The 19,423-nt window shown below is 38.9% G+C and carries 22 protein-coding genes and 1 pseudogene; 12 read left to right on the forward strand and 11 right to left on the reverse strand.

Features of this window, described 5'->3' with window-relative positions:
- A pseudogene (locus BTO21_RS05500) lies at nucleotides 1-365 on the reverse strand (hypothetical protein); the annotation flags it as partial.
- Nucleotides 362-625 (reverse strand): P-loop NTPase family protein, encoded by a 264-nt coding sequence (locus BTO21_RS05505; RefSeq protein WP_205068422.1) that lies wholly within the window; start codon nucleotides 623-625, stop codon nucleotides 362-364. The pseudogene BTO21_RS05500 and the gene BTO21_RS05505, both read right to left, overlap by 4 nt.
- A 44-nt stretch (nucleotides 626-669) precedes the next feature.
- Here BTO21_RS05505 and BTO21_RS05510 point away from each other — a divergent pair, with 44 nt between their 5' ends.
- Both BTO21_RS05510 and BTO21_RS20040 read left to right on the forward strand, forming a co-directional pair.
- Entirely contained in the window at nucleotides 670-1,089 is a 420-nt protein-coding gene (locus BTO21_RS05510; RefSeq protein WP_332840393.1) for a hypothetical protein, read from the forward strand.
- A gap of 189 nt (nucleotides 1,090-1,278) precedes the next feature.
- On the forward strand, nucleotides 1,279-1,428 hold the full coding sequence (locus BTO21_RS20040; protein ID WP_158259517.1) for a helix-turn-helix transcriptional regulator: 150 nt from the start codon (nucleotides 1,279-1,281) through the stop codon (nucleotides 1,426-1,428).
- A 337-nt stretch (nucleotides 1,429-1,765) separates the two neighbouring features.
- Here BTO21_RS20040 and BTO21_RS05515 read toward each other — a convergent pair whose 3' ends face one another.
- Together BTO21_RS05515 and BTO21_RS05520 are read right to left on the reverse strand one after the other, a co-directional pair.
- A complete protein-coding gene (locus BTO21_RS05515) occupies nucleotides 1,766-2,854 on the reverse strand; it encodes a hypothetical protein (RefSeq protein ID WP_045029209.1) in 1,089 nt (362 codons plus the stop codon).
- A 329-nt stretch (nucleotides 2,855-3,183) separates the two neighbouring features.
- A complete protein-coding gene (locus BTO21_RS05520; protein WP_045029208.1) occupies nucleotides 3,184-4,347 on the reverse strand; it encodes a tyrosine-type recombinase/integrase in 1,164 nt (387 codons plus the stop codon).
- Between the two features lie 179 nt (nucleotides 4,348-4,526).
- Here BTO21_RS05520 and sbcB point away from each other — a divergent pair, with 179 nt between their 5' ends.
- From sbcB to purT, 7 genes are all read left to right on the forward strand, one after another.
- Nucleotides 4,527-5,948: an exodeoxyribonuclease I gene (gene sbcB, locus BTO21_RS05525; protein WP_045029207.1), complete on the forward strand. Its 1,422-nt coding sequence runs from the start codon at nucleotides 4,527-4,529 to the stop codon at nucleotides 5,946-5,948.
- Nucleotides 5,949-6,114: 166 nt separating this feature from the next.
- On the forward strand, nucleotides 6,115-6,639 hold the full coding sequence (locus tag BTO21_RS05530) for a hypothetical protein (protein WP_045029206.1): 525 nt from the start codon (nucleotides 6,115-6,117) through the stop codon (nucleotides 6,637-6,639).
- A 116-nt stretch (nucleotides 6,640-6,755) separates the two neighbouring features.
- The gene (locus tag BTO21_RS05535; RefSeq protein ID WP_045029205.1) at nucleotides 6,756-7,100 is read left to right on the forward strand and encodes a CidA/LrgA family protein; all 345 of its coding nucleotides are present in this window, start codon (nucleotides 6,756-6,758) and stop codon (nucleotides 7,098-7,100) included.
- Nucleotides 7,097-7,783: a CidB/LrgB family autolysis modulator gene (locus BTO21_RS05540; protein WP_045029204.1), complete on the forward strand. Its 687-nt coding sequence runs from the start codon at nucleotides 7,097-7,099 to the stop codon at nucleotides 7,781-7,783. Before BTO21_RS05535 ends, BTO21_RS05540 begins: the two co-directional genes overlap by 4 nt.
- A 214-nt stretch (nucleotides 7,784-7,997) precedes the next feature.
- Entirely contained in the window at nucleotides 7,998-8,885 is an 888-nt protein-coding gene (gene cdd, locus BTO21_RS05545; protein WP_065195479.1) for a cytidine deaminase, read from the forward strand.
- Nucleotides 8,886-9,017: 132 nt separating this feature from the next.
- Complete coding sequence (locus BTO21_RS05550) at nucleotides 9,018-9,893, forward strand: DMT family transporter (protein WP_045029215.1); 876 nt, start codon at nucleotides 9,018-9,020, stop codon at nucleotides 9,891-9,893.
- 165 nt (nucleotides 9,894-10,058) lie between these two features.
- A complete protein-coding gene (gene purT / locus BTO21_RS05555; RefSeq protein ID WP_045029203.1) occupies nucleotides 10,059-11,234 on the forward strand; it encodes a formate-dependent phosphoribosylglycinamide formyltransferase in 1,176 nt (391 codons plus the stop codon).
- 87 nt (nucleotides 11,235-11,321) lie between these two features.
- On the opposite strand, the gene BTO21_RS05560 is transcribed toward purT, so the two are convergent.
- Nucleotides 11,322-11,960, reverse strand: a complete 639-nt coding sequence (locus tag BTO21_RS05560; RefSeq protein WP_045029202.1) for a thiopurine S-methyltransferase — start codon at nucleotides 11,958-11,960, stop codon at nucleotides 11,322-11,324.
- A 308-nt stretch (nucleotides 11,961-12,268) separates the two neighbouring features.
- Nucleotides 12,269-12,562: a hypothetical protein gene (locus tag BTO21_RS05565; RefSeq protein ID WP_005367981.1), complete on the reverse strand. Its 294-nt coding sequence runs from the start codon at nucleotides 12,560-12,562 to the stop codon at nucleotides 12,269-12,271.
- 239 nt (nucleotides 12,563-12,801) lie between these two features.
- Here BTO21_RS05565 and BTO21_RS05570 point away from each other — a divergent pair, with 239 nt between their 5' ends.
- On the forward strand, nucleotides 12,802-13,209 hold the full coding sequence (locus BTO21_RS05570) for a nitrous oxide-stimulated promoter family protein (RefSeq protein ID WP_065193744.1): 408 nt from the start codon (nucleotides 12,802-12,804) through the stop codon (nucleotides 13,207-13,209).
- A gap of 41 nt (nucleotides 13,210-13,250) precedes the next feature.
- Here BTO21_RS05570 and BTO21_RS05575 read toward each other — a convergent pair whose 3' ends face one another.
- From BTO21_RS05575 to BTO21_RS05585, 3 genes are all read right to left on the reverse strand, one after another.
- Nucleotides 13,251-13,619, reverse strand: coding sequence for a hypothetical protein (locus BTO21_RS05575; RefSeq protein WP_045029201.1), 369 nt, complete (start codon nucleotides 13,617-13,619; stop codon nucleotides 13,251-13,253).
- A 75-nt stretch (nucleotides 13,620-13,694) separates the two neighbouring features.
- Nucleotides 13,695-14,384, reverse strand: a complete 690-nt coding sequence (locus tag BTO21_RS05580) for a pseudouridine synthase (protein ID WP_045029200.1) — start codon at nucleotides 14,382-14,384, stop codon at nucleotides 13,695-13,697.
- A gap of 119 nt (nucleotides 14,385-14,503) precedes the next feature.
- Nucleotides 14,504-15,307, reverse strand: a complete 804-nt coding sequence (locus tag BTO21_RS05585) for a PhzF family phenazine biosynthesis protein (protein WP_045029199.1) — start codon at nucleotides 15,305-15,307, stop codon at nucleotides 14,504-14,506.
- Between the two features lie 241 nt (nucleotides 15,308-15,548).
- On the opposite strand from BTO21_RS05585, the gene BTO21_RS05590 reads away from it, so the two are divergent.
- Nucleotides 15,549-16,334 carry a class I SAM-dependent DNA methyltransferase gene (locus BTO21_RS05590; RefSeq protein WP_045029198.1) on the forward strand — a complete coding sequence of 262 codons (786 nt, stop codon included), beginning with the start codon at nucleotides 15,549-15,551 and terminating at the stop codon, nucleotides 16,332-16,334.
- Between the two features lie 99 nt (nucleotides 16,335-16,433).
- Here BTO21_RS05590 and hpf read toward each other — a convergent pair whose 3' ends face one another.
- On the reverse strand, nucleotides 16,434-16,823 hold the full coding sequence (gene hpf / locus BTO21_RS05595) for a ribosome hibernation-promoting factor, HPF/YfiA family (RefSeq protein WP_045029197.1): 390 nt from the start codon (nucleotides 16,821-16,823) through the stop codon (nucleotides 16,434-16,436).
- 501 nt (nucleotides 16,824-17,324) lie between these two features.
- Here hpf and BTO21_RS05600 point away from each other — a divergent pair.
- Nucleotides 17,325-18,686, forward strand: coding sequence for a phosphatidylserine decarboxylase family protein (locus BTO21_RS05600; protein ID WP_045029196.1), 1,362 nt, complete (start codon nucleotides 17,325-17,327; stop codon nucleotides 18,684-18,686).
- A gap of 68 nt (nucleotides 18,687-18,754) precedes the next feature.
- Here BTO21_RS05600 and BTO21_RS05605 read toward each other — a convergent pair whose 3' ends face one another.
- Nucleotides 18,755-19,129: a hypothetical protein gene (locus tag BTO21_RS05605; RefSeq protein ID WP_045029195.1), complete on the reverse strand. Its 375-nt coding sequence runs from the start codon at nucleotides 19,127-19,129 to the stop codon at nucleotides 18,755-18,757.
- Nucleotides 19,130-19,423 lie beyond the last annotated feature (294 nt).

Below are 19,423 nucleotides of genomic sequence, written 5' to 3' on the forward strand. Positions count from 1 at the left end.
ACATTCTTATCCACCACAATGGCACTACCATTACACTCTGGGCACACTTGGCCGTTCTGTTGAGTCGCTTCAGCAATCGCGGTCGCACATAAAGCAGTTAACGCTTTTTCAGGGTAAACACCACGCCAATCTTCCATTAACCGTAATGTTTCACCTCTGGTCGCTATTTGGAGCTGTTTAAGTGCATGAACATCTCTTAGCCCTTCAACAAACAGTACCAACCACCCTACTGGCGATTCATGCCAACATAGCCCGACTACCGCCAATTGTTCTTCTGCAGACAATAACGCTTTACCACCACCAGACTGAGGATCATAGTTGATTCCTTTAATCGCAAATTTACTCAACAGGGTTTCGATTCTCATGCTGGTTGTGTTCCTTTGTTAATTCTAAAACTTGACCAATTAAACGTTACCCACTTACCGTCTTCCATAATGCGGTCGACAGCTGCGCGGCCTAAAGTTGTTATAAGTTCATCACTCTGAAGGTTGGTAATCACCCCTGTTGGTTTTTCTAAGGTATAACGTTCATCTATCACCAGCAAATCGACATTACTCAAAAAACGAATCAGTGCTGTTTCACTGGTTGCTGAGTCTTGACGGTAAGTATCACGAAATTTAAGCATCAATTCGGCAACAGTGATCACTACCACTGATCGGCGTTGTTGAAGTGCTTGATTGGCAATCGTACACGCTAAGTGGTTTTACCTGTGTGATGTACCCGCAACGTGAACAAGCACGTAAACGCGCCCAACGTTTGAGAGATAAACGCAAAACCAATGGCGTGACCAGTTTCCCTCTCCCATTAAATAATATGGAGATCGAACGGCTAAATGAGATCTGTAAATTCTTCTCTTATCCCAATGCAGCTTGTGATAACGCTGAAGCATTACAACTAATGATCCATCGTATTCATGGTGAGATGGAACAAATCAAACAATCACTAGGTACTTGCCAACATTGTGGTGAGTCATTACCGGAAGGATGTGCAAAATTAAAGACGGGAGGCTTATTTAAAGGTGATGCCCGTTGCTGGCACACCATGAATCGGGTTCGTCTTTCTAATTTTGTTAGTACAACATGCGAATAAGGAATCAAACATGTTCGATTACAACAGCTACCCTACTGTAAACATCTCATATACCACAGAAAACAGCTTAAACGTGACACCGTCACACTATAAAAGCAACTACCTGATTCACCGCCACCAGCAAAAACTTATGCTGAACTTAATGAGCAATCAACGCATCTTTTAATTAGTCACATTGAAGTATTAGAGATGTTTCAAATCACAAGCCGAGCAACAATCTATAAGTGGCGACAAACACGCGGCTTCCCTGAGCCAATCACACTGATGCCCTTACGTTGGTTACGTTCTGCTGTTGAAGAATGGAAAGATAATACCAGTCGGTTTGGAAAGCGGTTTTAGAAGCAAAGCGATCTTGGTGAGAGATCGCTTTGTTGTTTTGGTAATAACAGTCAGGAATAAATTATGGCAAGTATTAACTATGAACATTCATTCGATGATATTCAAGAAGCATTATTTTCGATTTTTCTATTAGCCTCTTTAAAAACCTAATTTTTTCATTGTTACTAATTGTATTCATACTAATTCCAATAACGCTTATAACACCCAATTAAAATGTGTGCCACGCTACTACTGCACTCAATTTGGACGCCGTAAACACTTAACTAAACTCAAAATGCCAAGCGTGGGTAGTCACTCTTCAATTGATTGTTAATACGCCGCATTGCAATAATGAAACTCATAACGAGTATAATTTTGAATCGAACATAAGGACGATTTCTTTGAATTTTCTTACCTGAACGGAACTTTTCACTTCCTTTAACACCTCATCAATGACTATAGCTTCATTTTGGTATGTGTACTCTAGCGGCACAGTTACCAGCAATGTACGTTCGTCATCGTAATTCTTATCATGCTTTTTATTAATTGAAAGAATTATACGCTCAGCTAACGAGTCAATCTCTCTTTTTAAGTGTGCTAAAACTTTCAAAGGCAAAACACTAATTCCATTGTTTCGTGTTGCAATGAAGTATGAAAAGTCATTTTTTGGAGCGCCCGATGTTACCTCAATAATTAGTTCATTTTCGTTATCGGTAATTTTTGCATCATAATTTTCACTTTGAATACCTAACTTAATATATGCATCTTCAGAAACACCTCTAGCCTTAACAAATTGAAATAATGGAATGAATTCTTCTCTCAGGTATTTGTTACACCTATATTTATTAGAAAAATAACCATTTGAGCTAAATCGATAAATCAAATCCTCGGATGACTTCATCTCTATATAGTCTTTAATTATACCTTTAAATTCAGACACGGTAACAGGTTGTTCAAAAACTGAAAGTTCAAAGTCTTCTTTCTGATATGTTTTAATTTTTGGCGGCGCATATTTCAAATTAACATCTAGTTCGAACGACTCTACCAAGCCAACATACACCATCATTAAATCTGGGGCGAAAATGTTATTAAAACCTTCCCTGTGATTATTTATTAAAATATCACCACCAAACAAAAAATACCTTTTAAATATGTTCGTTAATCTTAAAATTAGAATTTCACTCAGTTCGTCTCGTTTAATAGCATTCTCTTGAAAAAAACTAAAGCCCCACAGGAAAAAGTTCTCAATATTTATAACTTCATGCTCGTAAACGTAAACTTTTACATCAAATTCTCTCTTGATATTATTTAAACAGTCATTGATATCAGCATTGAATAAGCGATACTTTTCCCAACCTAACATGCAATATGGTGGTCCTTGTTCAAACAATACAAACGAATGAGACTGTTTGACTTCTTTATCATTGAATTTGCTAATATCGAACACTTACACCTCCTAAGTGTAATAACTTTTATACTATATATATATATTTCTAACTGACTGCTAACAACTTATTAATAAATCCTCCTACTTTCACGTAAAAGAATGCCTCTCAGCACCACAATCATACTCAATTTAATTTATAAACATCATGATATTGATAACGTTTTTATCTTCCAAATGCTTTTTAAACAATGTAGACAGTAATAAATATATTTAATCAGTCTTATTAAAAACGGAACTCAAGCGATAAAATTACTATATTTCATTATAACTGTTTATATATACAACAAATAAAACTAATCCAACACGGCTTAAATCAATAACTAACAAACCTACTTCAAATAACTATCCAACTTCTCAGCATACAACTCATAGCCTTCTAACTGGTCTTTCAACCAATCATGTTTGTTATAAACCGCTAATACCCCACCCAATTCATGGCCAAGCATCTTCTCAACCACATGCGGCATTACGCCAAGTTCTGATGCACCGGTGGATAGTGAACGTCTAAAATCATGAGTGCGCCAATCTTCAATGGGTAAACTATCTCTGATGCGGCGGATATAACGGTTAGCCGCTGAAATGGTTATCGGCTTATCCAGATCACCACCGGGGAAAAGTACATCATCGTAAGTTGCCATTACTCGTTCTAATATCGCCCTTGCTTTAGTGGGAATTGGGCGTCTGATTGGCGTATTGGTTTTACTGAGTTCTTTCGGTACCGTCCATATACCCGCTTCCATATCAAAGTGGCTACGACGCGCAAGGCGTAACTCTGAAAGACGACTACCCCACAACATGGTTAGCTGATGTAATGCTTTATTGGATGAGCTGGCGCGGCTACGTTCGATGGCCAACCAAATCATGCTGAGTTCTGAAAACGTTGGCACTCGAGTACCAACTTCTGGCGCTTTACCTACATGCTGTCTGTTAATGCGGTCTAAGTCTGTTTTCTCAATAATGAACTTACTCTTACAGAAATTTAAACAGGCTCTGAGCTTGGTAAATAATGAATTAGCTGTTTTGGGTTTATCAAGGCTAATGGTATCTAACCACTGCATCCATTCTCTAGCCGGTATCGTTTCTACGTTACGTTCTGGAAATGTGCCAATAAGATAATTTTTGGCAAATGAGCGATAAAGCGCCTGAGTACCCGCTTTTAATTGAGGGACATAATGTTTAAGCCAGTACGCGACACAATCATCTAAGGTGATGAATTCAAGCTCACCCGTTATAGCAATGTTGGGATTTCGACCAGATTCTCTTAATTCCATCATTAATTTATGCTTTCGCCTTGCCTCTTTAAGGCTAGTTACGGGATACTTACCTATACGAATTCTTAAGCTTTTTTTATTAAAGCGGCAACGGTAATGAAAATAGATTTTAGCTTGAGGTGTTATGCGGACAACGAGCCCTTCACCATCACTAATTTCAGCTTTACCGTCATAAGTGTCTTGCTTTGATATAAGATTAAGTTGTCGGTCTGTCAGGCTCATTACGCTATTCCTTTAAAATAGGACACAGGCTCGGATTTTAGGACACGCATTCGGACATTAATGCAAATCCCACGCTGAATTCAATTGGAATTAACTACTGTATATACGAACAGTATATCACAAAAAGCCATAGTTATAACAATCACTTAATACAACACACATGGCTTCTGGAAAATACTATGAACAAGAAAAACGAGCCAACACTATACTGGATTGATTACGAAACCTTTGGTGCCAGTCCAGCGAATGATCGCCCTTGCCAGTTTGCAGGGGTGCGTACCGATATGGAAATGAACATCATCGGTGAGCCTTTGGTGATCTATTGTAAGCCACCAGCCGATTACCTTCCTTCACCTGAAGCCTGTTTGATTACGGGGATCACGCCACAAGAAGCAATGGAGAAAGGTTTATCAGAGCCTGAGTTTATTGCTCAAATTCATGCAGAACTGTCAAAGCCAAATACCTGTGTCATTGGTTATAACAATGTTCGCTTTGATGATGAAGTTACCCGTTATACGTTATACCGTAACTTTTATGACCCGTATGGCTGGGCATGGCAAAACGGTAACTCTCGTTGGGATTTACTCGATATTATGCGTACCTGTTATGCATTGCGTCCTGATGGGCTTAACTGGCCAACAGATGATGAAGGTCGTCCGAGCTTTAAGCTTGAGAAGCTCTCTATCGCCAATGGCATTGAACACGCGAATGCCCATGATGCTATGGCTGATGTGTACGCCACGATTGAGCTGGCGAAGATTTTAAAGCAAAACCAACCTAAGCTGTTTGATTACCTGTTTGAGTTGCGTCATAAGCGTAAATTACAAGATCTGATCGATATTGTTGATCTCACCCCGATTGTGCATGTATCAGGTATGTTCGGTACTGAATGTGGCAATACCAGTTGGATAGTGCCGATGGCGTGGCATCCTGACAATAAAAATGCGGTGATCTGCGTTAACCTTGCCCAAGATCCTACCCCTTTGATTGAGCTTGATGCCGATCAACTGCGTGAGCGTTTATATACCAAACGTATCGATCTTGGCCCTGATGAGTTACCGGTACCGATTAAAGAAGTGCATTTAAATAAGTGTCCTGTGCTTGCACCAGCGAAAACCTTAAAAGCTGAAGATGCGGCGCGGTTGGGAATTGATCGTGAGTTATGCCTTAAACATTTGGCGTTATTAAAGCAGCACCCTGAAATACGCACAAAGTTACTTGAAATGTTCAGTGTTAAACGTGAATACGCCAATAATGGTAACGTTGATACTATGCTTTATGATGGTTTTTTCTCAACAGCTGATCGTTCTACGATGGATATTATTCGTGAAACACCCGTTGATGCACTGGCAACACTTGAAATCAATGTTGAAGATGAGCGTATTAAACCGCTGTTGTTCCGCTATCGTGCGCGTAATTACCCCTTAACGTTAACCTATCAAGAACAGCAACGTTGGAAACATCACTGCCAAGATTTCTTTGAAGAAAACATGGCTAAATATATGGAAAACTTTGAAGCCGCAGCATTAGATTGCCAGTCTAATGAAAATAAAATGAAGATCATGAAATCATTGTATGACTATATTAATAAATTGATGTAATCCATCTAGTTACAGGCTTTCAATGATATCTAGCTCATCATACCCATCGTGTGATGAGCTTTTTTATTATTAATAAGACCCTCTATTTGATGATTATCGAAATTCCGTCAACACTTAATGCTATCGAATGAGGTTGTGTTCGAAGGGTTTACAAATAGGTGACATGATGACGACGAAAACAAAAATAAAATGTTATCGATTTGAAGGCATTGATTTTATTCCTGAAAATAGACAACTTCGATGGCACGACAATCAACAAACACTATTAACTGATGACGAATCCCGCTTTTTAGCCTCATTGTGTTACCTTGCAGGGGAAGTGGTCAGCACAGAATCGATATATCGCTATACCTTTACCTCCCCTAACGCCTACGAAGAAAGCGGAGATCACCATTACGATCTCAATATTTTACTGCTATCACTATCAAAGAAATTACTCCGTAACGGTAAAATGGCGATACCTATCTATATTATTCCGAGTTATGGCTTTCGAGTATCGCTGCCTAATACCACATCAATCCGCAATGAATCCCCGCCACTAAAAACCCGATCTTCATGGCCTGATCGCGTCAAAAAGAGAGCAAAAAAACCGTTTCCTCAAGTTATTAAAACTTATTACCCTATCATCACCACGGCAGTAATCGTTACACTTTCTCTACTGATTGGCTATTTGATTCTGACAACAAGATAACATTAATGCTTGTTTTATAAACTCAAACAAATATAGTTCATTACTCACCGCAAATTAGTGTGACAATTATCATGTTTATTTGTATGATGAATAAAACATTTAAGAGTCGTTGTCACATGAATTACATTCGCTCATTTGCAATCGTTATGATCTGTTTCTTTTTAGGACAAGGTATTCAGCATTTCTCTGGATTACCCGTTCCTGGCAGTATCATTGGTTTGTTTATCCTCTTTTTTGGTCTTGTCACTGGTATCTGTCGTACCGAGTGGGTTGAAAGCACCTGTAACCTATTAATTAAACACATGGCGCTATTATTTGTGCCTGTTGGTGTTGGTTTAATGAATTACTTAGGGGTGATTGAAAACAACGCAGCAATCATTTTTGCAAGCACCCTTGGCAGCACAGTTATTGTTTTAATTGTGATTGGCTTAGCGGTACACCATAAGGAGAAAAACTCATGATCTGGCTAGTGGCAACGTTGGTGTGCTTCTATTCTGCGCGCTATTTGGCAATGAAAATCAAAAACCCTTTTTTCAACCCTCTTTTGATCACCCTTATTGTAATGATTGTGGCACTGAAATGGTTAGATGTGCCTTACCAAACTTATTTCGCTCAAAATGAAGTGATTAACTATTTATTAGGCCCTGCCGTTGTTGCATTAGCGTTTCCTTTGTATCAACAAATTGGACTTATTCGCAGCAAGTGGAAAACTATTTTAACGTCTTGTTTTGTGGGTAGTGTGTTATCTATGACCTTTGGTACTGCAATTGCGTTCTCAATGGGTGCTGATGCTCAACTGGCGGCCAGTATTTTACCAAAATCAATCACTACTCCTCTTGCGATGGCGGCTTCTCAGCAAATTGGGGGGATTCCTGCGATCACTTCTGCGATGGTGATTATTGTTGGGTTATTTGGCGCAGTATTAGGTTACCCGATCATGAAGTTATTCCGCGTTAAGCATCCATTAGCGAAAGGCTTATCGATTGGTACGGTTTCACATGCGCTAGGCACAGCAAAAGCCGTAGAAGAAAACTATCAAGAAGGTGCATTCAGTTCATTAGCATTGGTCATTTGCGGCATTATGACCACACTATTAGCCCCACTGATGTTTCCTTTATTATTACGTATTTTTGGCCATGCTTAATAAACAACACGCTACCGAACACAAAACAAACAAAATGGTCATCTTTTACTAAGTCATTGAAATATTGTATACTTTGTTACAGAAACAAGTGTGACGCCACTCCCAGTAATGTAATAGGTGCAATGGCAAAACAAACAGTGTGATCAAGATCACTTCTAATGAGTTGTGATTCACATAGAATGTTTTGCCATCAACAATGAAGGAGTAACACCCAATGCACGCACGTGTTATAAAAGCATTAAGCTTATTACCTGCTGAATTGGCGTCAGCTTTAAAGCCTATTATCGAAGATTCAAATTTCGACTCAACGATCAGTCCTGAGCAATTCGAATGTTTATTATCAACAACGCAAATGACTGATACTGAACTTCGCTTGGCCCTCCTTCCTCTTGCTGCTGCTTATGCTGTTGTGCCTATTTCTAATTTCTATGTTGGTGCCATTGTTCGTGGCACATCTGGCCGCTTATATTTTGGGGCTAACATGGAATTTGAAAACGCGAGCATGGCTTGTACTATTCATGCCGAGCAATCTGCCATTAGCCATGCATGGATCAAAGGTGAAGTCGGCATTAAAGATGTCACTATCAATTACAGCCCTTGTGGTCACTGTCGTCAGTTTATGAATGAATTAACATCGGCTAACGATATGATTATTCAACTGCCACAACGCGAACCAATGACATTGCAGCAATACTTACCTGATTCATTTGGTCCCCTTGATTTAGGCATTAAAGATGGCTTATTAAGTGACATTGATAATGGTATTAATATCGCAGAAGATTCAGATCTAGCTGCTTGTGCTTGTAAAGCAGCTAATCGTTCACATGCACCTTATTCAAAAAACTTCAGTGGTGTGGCATTAAAAGCACAAGATGGTCGTCTTTTTGAAGGTATGTATGCAGAGAATGCGGCTTTCAACCCTAGCCTACCGCCGTTGCAAGTTGCATTGATTAATATGAATATGTCTAATTATTCACTCGCTGAAATTGCAGAAGCAGCACTAGTAGAAAGTGCTGAAAGTAAAATTAGTCAATTAGCCCGTACGCAAGCATTATTAGAAGCACTTAATCCCGATATACAATTAACGTATGTTGCTTATTAAGTCAGCTATTGATTTAAAAATACTAAAGAGACCGCCTAAGTGGCGGTTTTTTATTGTCTAAACTTGATCAATGTTGGCTATCAAACATCAAAAGCGTATCATCTCGCCACCTATTATTAGAAGCCAATGACAATGACTCAAACACATAACCCTTTGCGAGGCGCTGCATGGATGCTCACAGCTGGTCTCGCGTTTGCAATAGTAAACAGCTTAGCGCAGTACCTTAGTATCAAAATGCATGTTCCTTCCACGTCTGTTGCATTGATCCAATACTTTATTGCATTAATCGCAATGTTGCCTTGGCTACGCACATTAGGTATTCGACAATCGCTTAAAACCAATCACTTTTGGTTACACTGCTTACGGGTGTTTTTTGCGGTTATAGGTATTCAGTTATGGTTATGGGCATTGGCTTACCCTGTTCCAATTTGGCAAGGTATTGCATTGCTGATGATTTCCCCGCTGTTTGCAACAATTGGTTCAGGGTTAATTCTAAAAGAAACCGTTGGTAAAGCGCGTTGGTTAGCAACGTTAGGTGGTTTTGTTGGTGCCATGATTATTCTTGAACCATGGTCTGAAGATTTTAACATCGCGACATTGTTGCCTGTAGGTGCTGCCTTTTTCTGGGCGGCTTATTCATTGATGGTGAAAAAACAATCAAGTAATGAATCACCAACCACGATTGTGATGTACCTGCTCATTCTAATGACACCGTTTAATCTTATTTTAGCTGCGCCTGACTTTACGATGCCAACAGTGAGTTTTAGCTGGTGGTTATTAATTATTGCGGGCTTATTAACAGGCTTAGCGCAATGGGCTATTGCCAAAGCATATGCAGTAGCTGATGCCTCGTTTGTACAGCCGTTTGACCATGCAAAATTACCACTAAACGTGTTAGGCGGTTGGCTAGTCTTTGGTTGGGCTCCACCGGGACGATTATGGCTTGGCGCGGGAATTATTATTCTCTCAGTCGCCTTTATCACCCATTGGGAAAACCGCAAAAAATAACCTTTTTAAAGCCGCTTATGATAAGCGGTTTTTTATTACCTCACGCTATGCTCACACTATGCTCACGCATTAATCACATCAATAGCAAACGATTGCGCAAATGCGGAAATAAGGTATTATTAGTTTTAGATTTCACCTTCTAATGACAAATCGTAAGGAATATCAATGTTTGGTACAGCTACTTGTTCTGATGCAACCCGTGTATTACTGCTTGGCTCTGGTGAGTTGGGTAAAGAAGTTGCTATTGAGTGTCAGCGCCTTGGCCTTGAAGTGATTGCCGTTGACCGTTATGAGAATGCGCCAGCGATGCAGGTAGCACACCGTAGTCATGTGATTGATATGTTAGATGGCGATGCACTTAAACGTATCATTGCCCTTGAAAAGCCGCATTTTGTTGTGCCTGAAATTGAAGCGATTGCTACTGATACTTTAGTTGAACTTGAAAGCCAAGGTGTGAATGTGGTGCCAACCGCAAACGCGACTAAATTAACCATGAACCGTGAAGGTATTCGTCGTCTCGCTGCTGAAACATTAGCAATTCCAACCTCCCCTTACGAGTTTTCAGATCAATACGCTGATTTTGAAGCTTCTGTGCACCGCATTGGTATGCCATGTGTGGTTAAGCCGATCATGAGTTCATCAGGTAAAGGTCAAAGCGTGATCAAAACCACAGCCGATATTGAATCAGCTTGGCAATATGCCCAAGAAGGTGGTCGCGCTGGTGCGGGTCGTGTGATTGTCGAAGGCTTTGTTGATTTTGACTACGAGATCACGTTACTCACAGTACGTGCAGTTGATGGTGTGCATTTCTGTGCCCCAATTGGCCATCGCCAGCAAGATGGTGATTACCGTGAATCATGGCAGCCACAACAAATGTCTGCTGCTGCTCTAAAAGCCGCTGAGGACGTTGCTCAGAAGGTTGTGAATGAATTAGGCGGTTATGGCTTGTTTGGTGTAGAACTGTTTGTTAAGGGTGATACAGTGCTGTTCAGTGAGGTATCCCCTCGCCCACACGATACGGGTATGGTGACACTGATCTCTCAAGAGTTATCAGAATTTGCATTGCATGTCCGTGCTTTTCTAGGAATGTCGATTGGAAATATTACTCACTATGGCGCATCTGCATCTGCGGTTATTCTTGCCGAAGGTATTTCTACCAATATTCGTTTTGATAATCTTACCACTGCGTTATCGCGCCCACAAACTCAAGTAAGACTGTTTGGAAAGCCAGAAATCAATGGCCGCCGTCGTCTTGGGGTTGCGCTTACACGCCGTGATGACATTGACACAGCCGTCACTGATGCCATTGCTACAGCAGCAGACATTAAAGTCATTCTATAGCCTTAGCAGCGCAATAAAGACAACAAATCAAAACAACAAAGGCGTCATCATAACGCCTTTTTTTTCATCTACCTTATTTCAAGCCAATTAGACTTCAATCAGCCACACTTCTTCAGCGAAATGCTCAACACCACGTTGACGACGAGGGTGAGTTTCATCCGCTTCATCTCGTTCTAAATGGGTGATCTTACAACCACTGAATAACATCTCTATTTCAGCCTTAGGCACTGAGAACGGAGGCCCGTCCATTTGTGATTGTGGATAATCTAAGGTTACTAATAAAATACGTCCACCAGGCTTCATCAACTGCAATAAACGCTCAACATAACGTTCACGCATTGATTGCGGCATTGCGATTAATGCAGCGCGATCATACACCACATCAACGGGCTCAACAGGAACAGTAAAATAATCACCTTGGTAAATGGTTATTTCATCAAACGAATACACATGTTCACAGCCGATCCCTGTCACCAATGGCGTATAGAGGTTTTCTGCAAAGAATGCTTTGACGGCGATATCACTTAGCTCAATGCCGACAACATTATTATGACGCGCTGCGAGCCATACCAAATCTTCTGATTTACCGCACATCGGCACTAATACTCGATCATCGCGTTGAGCATTAACACGAGGCCAGTATTTTATTAATAATGGATTAACGTCGGTTAAGTGAAAACCAATCCGATCTTCAGCCCAACGGCTATGCCAAAATTCAGCGTCCATGAATTACCTTTTTTATTATGTTCTCTAATTTGGCGTTAGTTGACCATAACTCGGTATTAATACTCAAGGGTTAAGTGTAGGTAAAGCAGGAAGAGTAGGAAGTACAGGAAGTACAGGAAGTACAGGTAAACAAGGTAAACAAGGCAAACAAGGCAAACAAGGCAAATATACCACTTCACAGTAATCAACAAAAAAGGGATGCCGCAGCATCCCCTTTTTATTGACCACGCTGAGATAGCTAGATCAAAAATCTGTTTTTCAATTTTTCTATCGGAGAGTCATTGAATAACGATTGGAAGCCACTCAGGTTATGAAATTCTGAATAGTTTAATCGAATCACGACGAACCGTTACACCACGGAAAGTTACTGGCTCTAACAACGTCATTAGTTGCTTAGAAACAAAAAACTTACCGCCATAGCTACGATCACCGCCACGATTAACCCAATCAGCAAATTCATCAGCCAGACTGAACATTGAGTTACCGACTAATAAAACTAGAACTTTAGCCACTTCGCTATCGTTCTGACGGTTAAACTCTGCGTCACGAACTTTTTTACGATATTCGTCGACAATTCTTTCAAGGCACTCAAATCTGCTCATATACACCACCATAAAAATCGAGGCGTGGATACTACTGCTCAACTCTCGTTAAATCAAGCCATCTCGGCATGTTTCTTGTGTTTCATCATTAAATTTTGCATTTTAATAACATTATTAATACTAATTGACTAAAACAATCTGTCTTTATCTTCATATTTTGTCATTTTGATAAAGTTTTATTTAAAATACATCTTTATCCGCGCTAGAATAATTCCTTTTACTCATATCGGTAATAAAACATGGATAAGGACGCTAACTTTCATCTCTTGGGTCAACTAAATACTGAATTTAACACCATAACGGCAATGATAGATCTTTATTGCTTACACCATCACCAACCCAATACTGGTAAATTTCAGCGCTGTGCTGATTGTGAACAATTTAGAGCCTACGTTAAACAACGTCTCGACCGCTGTCCTTATGGTGAAAAAAAACCGAGTTGTAAACAGTGCCCTATTCATTGCTATAAGTCACAACAAAAGCTTAATTCACAAACAATCATGCGCTATTCTGGCCCTAAAATGCTAGTTAAACATCCTATTATGGCGATTAGGCACTTAATTCATGATAAACGAGCAGTACCAGAAAGAAACAAACAAATGACATCTAATTACAAAACGAGAAAAGCATTAGTAAACAAGATATAATAAATAAAAGCTGCTTAATGATAGTCTTATCGTAAGCTGTTTTAGTTACGGTAAAAATCAATCACTTCAATTTTTACTGGTGTATTCTTTTTGGTTAGTTCAACGGTAAATTGATCTTCATCAACCACTTTTGCATCTTTTGCCCCTTCACCAACAACACTCACTCCTTCAATTTTGGTGTACAGTTTACTGTAATCATAGTGCATAGTGACCGTAACTTTGGTCGGTGCTGTCGTTGATAATTCAAAGGTACAAATACCTGTTGGGCAAAATACATCAATATCATCAGGTGATGTGACTGACACCGTATCAACGTTTTTAACAGGTGTCGCTGTAACTGTTGCTTCACTACATCCAGCTAATAGCATTGTAGCCGCGACCACAAGAAAACCTAATTGACTTTTTTTCACCGATTCATCCTCGTTTAATTTTATATGCTGTGATACCTATTTAAGGTAAAGAATTCACACCATTGATTGTATTTTTTATTGGCCTAATGCCTGAATTTCATCAACCGTTAAATAGCGCCATTGGCCTTCGTTAACATCTAATGTCACGCAACCAATAGCCTCGCGATGTAAGCCTACAACTTTATTTCCAATGCTTGCAAACATCCGTTTTACTTGATGAAATTTACCTTCAGTAATCGTTAATAACACTTGTTTATCATTAACAATTATTAACGTTGCAGGGGCTGTCAGTTGTGTTTCGCCTTGCAACTTAATACCTTGAGCAAACAACGGTATTGCACTTTCGTCAATCGATTGACGCAATTGAACGCGATAGACTTTAGGGCATAATTTATTGGGAGAAGTAATATTAAATGACCATCGACCATCATCGGTGATCAGCACTAACCCTGTTGTATCAGCATCTAGCCGGCCCACAATATGTAATTCTTGTGGGCGTTCTATATCAATGTAATTGAACAACGATGGGTACACTTCATCAATATTAGAACAAATTGTCTGTGCGGGTTTATGCATTAATAGATAACGAAATGGACGTGGATAAAGACGCTCACCATTCAATGCCACATCATTATTCTCATGTACTTGAGTGGCAATGTCGGTAATCACTTCACCATTAACCGTTACATCACCTTGAGTAATAAAGGTAATGGCTTGCGTTTTCGTGAAGGCGGTACTTTTACAAACAAATTTATCAAGCCGCATAAAAACATCGCTATTTTTAAAGCGATTATTATCCTTGTCCGTCAGTAATAAGCAACACTTACCCCTATATTTAGCAGATCAACCAGCTATCTCGCCTCATAACCATCAAAATAATACTGTTACACCAACATAGTACCTTTTAATACGGTTACAGCTTGACCACTCAGCATAACGCGCTGATTACCCAATAGTTCAACCTTAACTTCACCACCTCGAGATGATGCTTGGTAGCCTGTCAATCGGGTTTTATTTCGCTTATTCCCCCAAAAAACGGCTAATCCACAATGCGCAGCTCCCGTTACAGGATCTTCATTAATCCCGACCCAAGGCCCAAAGTGACGAGAGATGAAATCAGTCGTATCCTGCATTGACGGTGAGGTAACGACCACGGCTGATAACCCTGTCACACTGTTCAATCCATCAAAATTAGGGGTTAATGCCAGTAAATCGACTTCATGAGCAATCTCAATTAATGCTTTACCATTAAAAAAATGACTACTTAGCACTTGGTCTGGTGCTAACCCTAAGTGAGTCAATAATGCTGATGTCGGGGTAAAAGTTGAATCAATTTTTGCGGCAGGAAAATTCATATCAATACCAGTGGCAGTGATCGTTACCACCAGCTCTCCTGATAATGTATGAAAAACCAGTTGTTCGCCCTGTTGAACGTTATAGTGCTGCTGAAGAATATGTGCAACAGCCAATGTACCATGGCCGCATAACTTCACTTCAACTGTTGGCGTAAACCAGCGTAGGTTAAAGTCATCAAGAGATAAAAAAGCCGTTTCTGGCAATGCCATTTCAGCAGCAATTGATAACATTAAGTCATCATTAAGTGCTGTATCAGTAATACATACACCAGCAGGATTGCCTTTAAAAGGCTCTGATGTAAAAGCATCAACTTGATAAATTTCGAGTTCCATACGTTATCCTTAACTAAAGCAATTAGCGTACTACTACACCAGAAAAATCATCTAATAGCTACCAAGCTAAACAACTCACATTTTATTCTCAAGCAGAATAAATCACGATCTACTTCAATAATTTTATTAATTTATTAAATATTGTTTGTTGCATTAGTAAAGCTAGGCTAATATCGCGCAACTTTGGTAATAGAACCATTACCATAATCAAGATAATCTCTTTATAATCATTAGGTTAACAATGTCTTATAACGCTTTATACACTGATTTATCTGGCTACTATGATTTAATGTGTGCTGATATCGATTACCAAGAACAAAGTAATTGTATCCGTAGACTCCACCAGCTATTCGGCAATCAAGGTACTCATTATCTGGATCTTGCTTGTGGTACTGGTCCTCATGTTGAACATTTTATTGGTTATGGTTATCAAGCGAGCGGCTTAGACATTAATCAGCCGATGCTAAATATTGCTCAACAACGCTGCCCACAAGCGACTTTTGTTCAACACGACATGTGTAATTTTACTGTCGATACACCATTAGATTTAATTACCTGTTTCTTATATTCATTGCACTACAACGCTAATATCGAAAAACTGATGCAATGTATTGAAAGTGCCTTTAATGCATTAAGTAAAGACGGTGTTTTCTGTTTCAATGCCGTCGATAAAGATAAAATCGACAATAGCTCTTTTGTGCGCCATACCACTGAGTTTGAAGATAGCCACTTTATGTTCCAATCAGGTTGGCACTACAGCGGTAATGGTGAAAACCAACAATTACAGCTGCAGATTGAAAAAACATGTGACAATGTAACGCAATCTTGGCGTGATAATCACCCTATGGTGGCGATCAATTTTGCTCAACTACAGCAATTACTAACGCCATTTTTTGATGTCACTATGTTTGAACATAGCTACGATAAAATCGTACCTTGGAATGGTCAATCAGGTAATGCTATTTTTGTTTGTGTAAAAAAAGAAAATACTATTATCAACCACGTTATCGACCAACAAGCCGCATAAAAAAAGCCTCGATCAATATATTGATCGAGGCTTCTCTGCTTAACGAATAATATCAGTCTAATACGGTGCCGCTATAACACCGTATTTAGCGAACGACTATTATTTGTTGTTTTCAGCAATAACTATATCAGCCGCTGCTTCTGCAGATGCTTCTTCTACTTTAAGAAAGTTTTCTTTATCACGCTCGTTTAATTCAGAACGGTGAGCAAGTGGTTTTTCTTTTTTCTTGATAATTTGACGCTCTAAACGAGAAAATGCTGCGCTTAGTGCTTCGCTTAATTCTTTTTCATCAGCTGATGCTTCAATATCACCAACACTAGTCTTAACCGCAATTTCGACAATAAATTGACGGCCTGGTTCTAGTTTCATAAATACATTACGGCTATGAAATACAACTTGGAATTTATCGAATTTAGCAAACTCAGATTCAATATGAGCTTCCATGTAATCAGGTAATTCAAAACCTTTAGCAGTTACTTTTAAAGTCATTTTTTCCACCAATAATTTATTAAGTTATTTATTGTTTGTGCTATTAAGATGAACCTAAATTAAAAAACAAAACGTGACACAGATCACACTTTAGAATCATCACGCTCAACGCTGTTCCTAACAATACTCATAAAATCAATTACAAGCGTCACAAAAACGAACAAATAACAATCAATATATATATTTAAAGTTTATAAAAAACACTATATTTATGTCTTTTAATCGAATTTACTCCAGTGAAAAATTTAAATTAATAAAATAAGATCAAAATGTTTAATTTAGTCTATGGTTTATTGCACTAGCCTTTAAATATGACTTAATAACCTATTATGAAAAATTGATTACATATATTTGAGTTTTAACCTTTAGGTTTTAGCTAATGACTTAAATCATAGGCAGCAATAAAATTCTGTTATTGTTCGATGCATCACATTATATCTCTTTAATAAGATGCTCATGCTTTAGCGTTTTTAAATTTAAATTATCATTTGGTATAGAATTATGAATCAGACCTATCCTCTTTTAAAAGGCAATTGGCTTCCTAAAAATAAAGCACACATTGCAGCTTGGATTAAAGATTTAAAAACACGTACGCATTTAACGTCCCATTCAATCGCTCAGCCGATTACAGAATTTAAAGAATTAGTTGAAAGTGATCCTGTACTTCTACGTCTTTCTCAAGATATGTTCAGTGAAGCGAAAAGCCACAAAGAATTAACGCCTTTAGAAACACCTGAAGTTAATGACTTTGATGAGTTTTTAGTTTTACTTAATCATATTATGACCCAAGCACCAGAATGTACTGAGTTTTTAGATCCTAAAACAGGTGCACTTGAGCCTTGTGGTTTAATTGGCTTTCCAATTAATGCCCTACTTGATTGGCCAATGGCAACAGATTCAGGTTATGCGTTCTTTGCTAACGAACTTGTTAACCAACAATTTAAGAAGATTCTGAGTTACTGGAGCTTATACCTTTCATCTCCAGCATCTCGTTCCGTATTGATTGAAAACCATCCAGATCGCATCCCAAAAGTGTTTGGTTGGTTAAGTGATAATGCACAAAAAGAAATGGTTACTGTTGCTTGCCAAGCTGAAGTAAGTGGTTCAGAAAACTACAGTAAACCTTTTGAGCACTTCTTCAATTGCGATCCAACAGATAAACATTACGGCTTTAAATCTTGGGATGATTTCTTTACCCGTACTTTTAAAGACGGTGTAAGACCGGTTGCTGAAGGTGATGATGTTATTGCTAACGCCTGTGAATCAGCACCGCTACAAGTTGTTACTAATGTTGCTAAGTCTTCAAGCTTCTGGCTTAAAGGTCAGCCTTACTCATTAGAAAACATGATGGATTTTGATCCTTTAGCTGAGCAATTTGTCGGTGGTACTGTCTACCAAGCATTCTTGAGTGCATTAAGCTATCACCGCTGGAACAGCCCAGTCAGTGGTACAGTTAAGAAAACTTACATGGTTAACGGTTCATACTACTTAGGAAATCGTTACCAAGGCTTTAATAACCCAGACGGTGCTGATGATAGCGCGCCAAATAATTCACAACCATTCTTAACCGCAGTGGCAACACGCGCAGTGATCTTTATTGAATCAGATAATCCTAAAATTGGTTTAATGTGTTTCATCGCTATTGGTATGGCTGAAGTGTCTTCATGTGCAGTAACGGTTGAAGAAGGCCAACACATTAATAAAGGTGACGAATTAGGCATGTTCCACTTTGGTGGTTCAACACATTGTCTAATCTTCAAACCAGATGTAGAGCTTGAGTTTGATTTCCACAATACAGCGCCAGGCCTTGATGCAACGAATATCCCAGTATGTTCTCGCATTGCGACAATAAAGAATAAATAATTCTGTAGCGTACGTATTTATAAAGACGACTTCAAATACCAAGGCAGCCTAATTATAGGCTGCTTTTTTTATGCCTTTACCTGCCAACCAGAACGCGTTTTAATGAAAATAACTTGCTGCTGGTTACTACTGATATCCCCTGCTTTATAGTGTCCATACTCTATTGAGAGCGCATGTAAGCCTAAACCTGAATCACGCGTATCTTCTTTGATCTTATGACTCTCTTGATTTTGAAGAAAGCGAATGTCGTAACTCACCTCTGCTATATATTGATCATATTTTTTATATCCACTGACTTTAGCAAAATTATCAACGCTCAAGACTGTGCTCGCTTTAGAGGATAGTGCCGCAGAATAAAAGGCTTTTTCTAATGTGGTGTCATTAGGGATCTCTGTACACCCAGCCAAGACAGGAAAAATTGCGAAACTAATATACTTTTTCATACCAACATCCTTTGTCAGCAACAAATACGAAATATAATTCATATTAAATGACGATACTCATAATGACAAAGGAAAATTGATTTTATACTCCTTTTATGTGTCACAAACACGAATAATGATCAATATCTCGGTAATCCCACCCACTGTAACCGATACCACAAAATACTTTAGCTTATCAACCATTCTATTGAGTCACTCAGCAATGTTAAATTATACCTCTTTATTTAACATTGATATTAAGTGTAATTATTTGCATGTTAAATATGTTTGGTTTCAAAACATGCTTCTTTATGT

The organism is Photobacterium phosphoreum, from assembly GCF_002954725.1.
Taxonomy (GTDB): domain Bacteria; phylum Pseudomonadota; class Gammaproteobacteria; order Enterobacterales; family Vibrionaceae; genus Photobacterium; species Photobacterium phosphoreum.

What these genes read in the sequence shown, in the direction of transcription:
- BTO21_RS05505 (WP_205068422.1), bottom strand. Translation starts at nt 625, where the DNA reads ATGCTTAAATTTCGTGATACTTACCGTCAAGACTCAGCAACCAGTGAA.
- BTO21_RS20040 (WP_158259517.1), top strand. Translation starts at nt 1,279, where the DNA reads ATGTTTCAAATCACAAGCCGAGCAACAATCTATAAGTGGCGACAAACA.
- BTO21_RS05520 (WP_045029208.1), bottom strand. Translation starts at nt 4,347, where the DNA reads ATGAGCCTGACAGACCGACAACTTAATCTTATATCAAAGCAAGACACT.
- sbcB (WP_045029207.1), top strand. Translation starts at nt 4,527, where the DNA reads ATGAACAAGAAAAACGAGCCAACACTATACTGGATTGATTACGAAACC.
- BTO21_RS05530 (WP_045029206.1), top strand. Translation starts at nt 6,115, where the DNA reads ATGACGACGAAAACAAAAATAAAATGTTATCGATTTGAAGGCATTGAT.
- BTO21_RS05535 (WP_045029205.1), top strand. Translation starts at nt 6,756, where the DNA reads ATGAATTACATTCGCTCATTTGCAATCGTTATGATCTGTTTCTTTTTA.
- BTO21_RS05540 (WP_045029204.1), top strand. Translation starts at nt 7,097, where the DNA reads ATGATCTGGCTAGTGGCAACGTTGGTGTGCTTCTATTCTGCGCGCTAT.
- cdd (WP_065195479.1), top strand. Translation starts at nt 7,998, where the DNA reads ATGCACGCACGTGTTATAAAAGCATTAAGCTTATTACCTGCTGAATTG.
- BTO21_RS05550 (WP_045029215.1), top strand. Translation starts at nt 9,018, where the DNA reads ATGACTCAAACACATAACCCTTTGCGAGGCGCTGCATGGATGCTCACA.
- purT (WP_045029203.1), top strand. Translation starts at nt 10,059, where the DNA reads ATGTTTGGTACAGCTACTTGTTCTGATGCAACCCGTGTATTACTGCTT.
- BTO21_RS05560 (WP_045029202.1), bottom strand. Translation starts at nt 11,960, where the DNA reads ATGGACGCTGAATTTTGGCATAGCCGTTGGGCTGAAGATCGGATTGGT.
- BTO21_RS05565 (WP_005367981.1), bottom strand. Translation starts at nt 12,562, where the DNA reads ATGAGCAGATTTGAGTGCCTTGAAAGAATTGTCGACGAATATCGTAAA.
- BTO21_RS05570 (WP_065193744.1), top strand. Translation starts at nt 12,802, where the DNA reads ATGGATAAGGACGCTAACTTTCATCTCTTGGGTCAACTAAATACTGAA.
- BTO21_RS05580 (WP_045029200.1), bottom strand. Translation starts at nt 14,384, where the DNA reads ATGCGGCTTGATAAATTTGTTTGTAAAAGTACCGCCTTCACGAAAACG.
- BTO21_RS05585 (WP_045029199.1), bottom strand. Translation starts at nt 15,307, where the DNA reads ATGGAACTCGAAATTTATCAAGTTGATGCTTTTACATCAGAGCCTTTT.
- BTO21_RS05590 (WP_045029198.1), top strand. Translation starts at nt 15,549, where the DNA reads ATGTCTTATAACGCTTTATACACTGATTTATCTGGCTACTATGATTTA.
- hpf (WP_045029197.1), bottom strand. Translation starts at nt 16,823, where the DNA reads ATGACTTTAAAAGTAACTGCTAAAGGTTTTGAATTACCTGATTACATG.
- BTO21_RS05600 (WP_045029196.1), top strand. Translation starts at nt 17,325, where the DNA reads ATGAATCAGACCTATCCTCTTTTAAAAGGCAATTGGCTTCCTAAAAAT.
- BTO21_RS05605 (WP_045029195.1), bottom strand. Translation starts at nt 19,129, where the DNA reads ATGAAAAAGTATATTAGTTTCGCAATTTTTCCTGTCTTGGCTGGGTGT.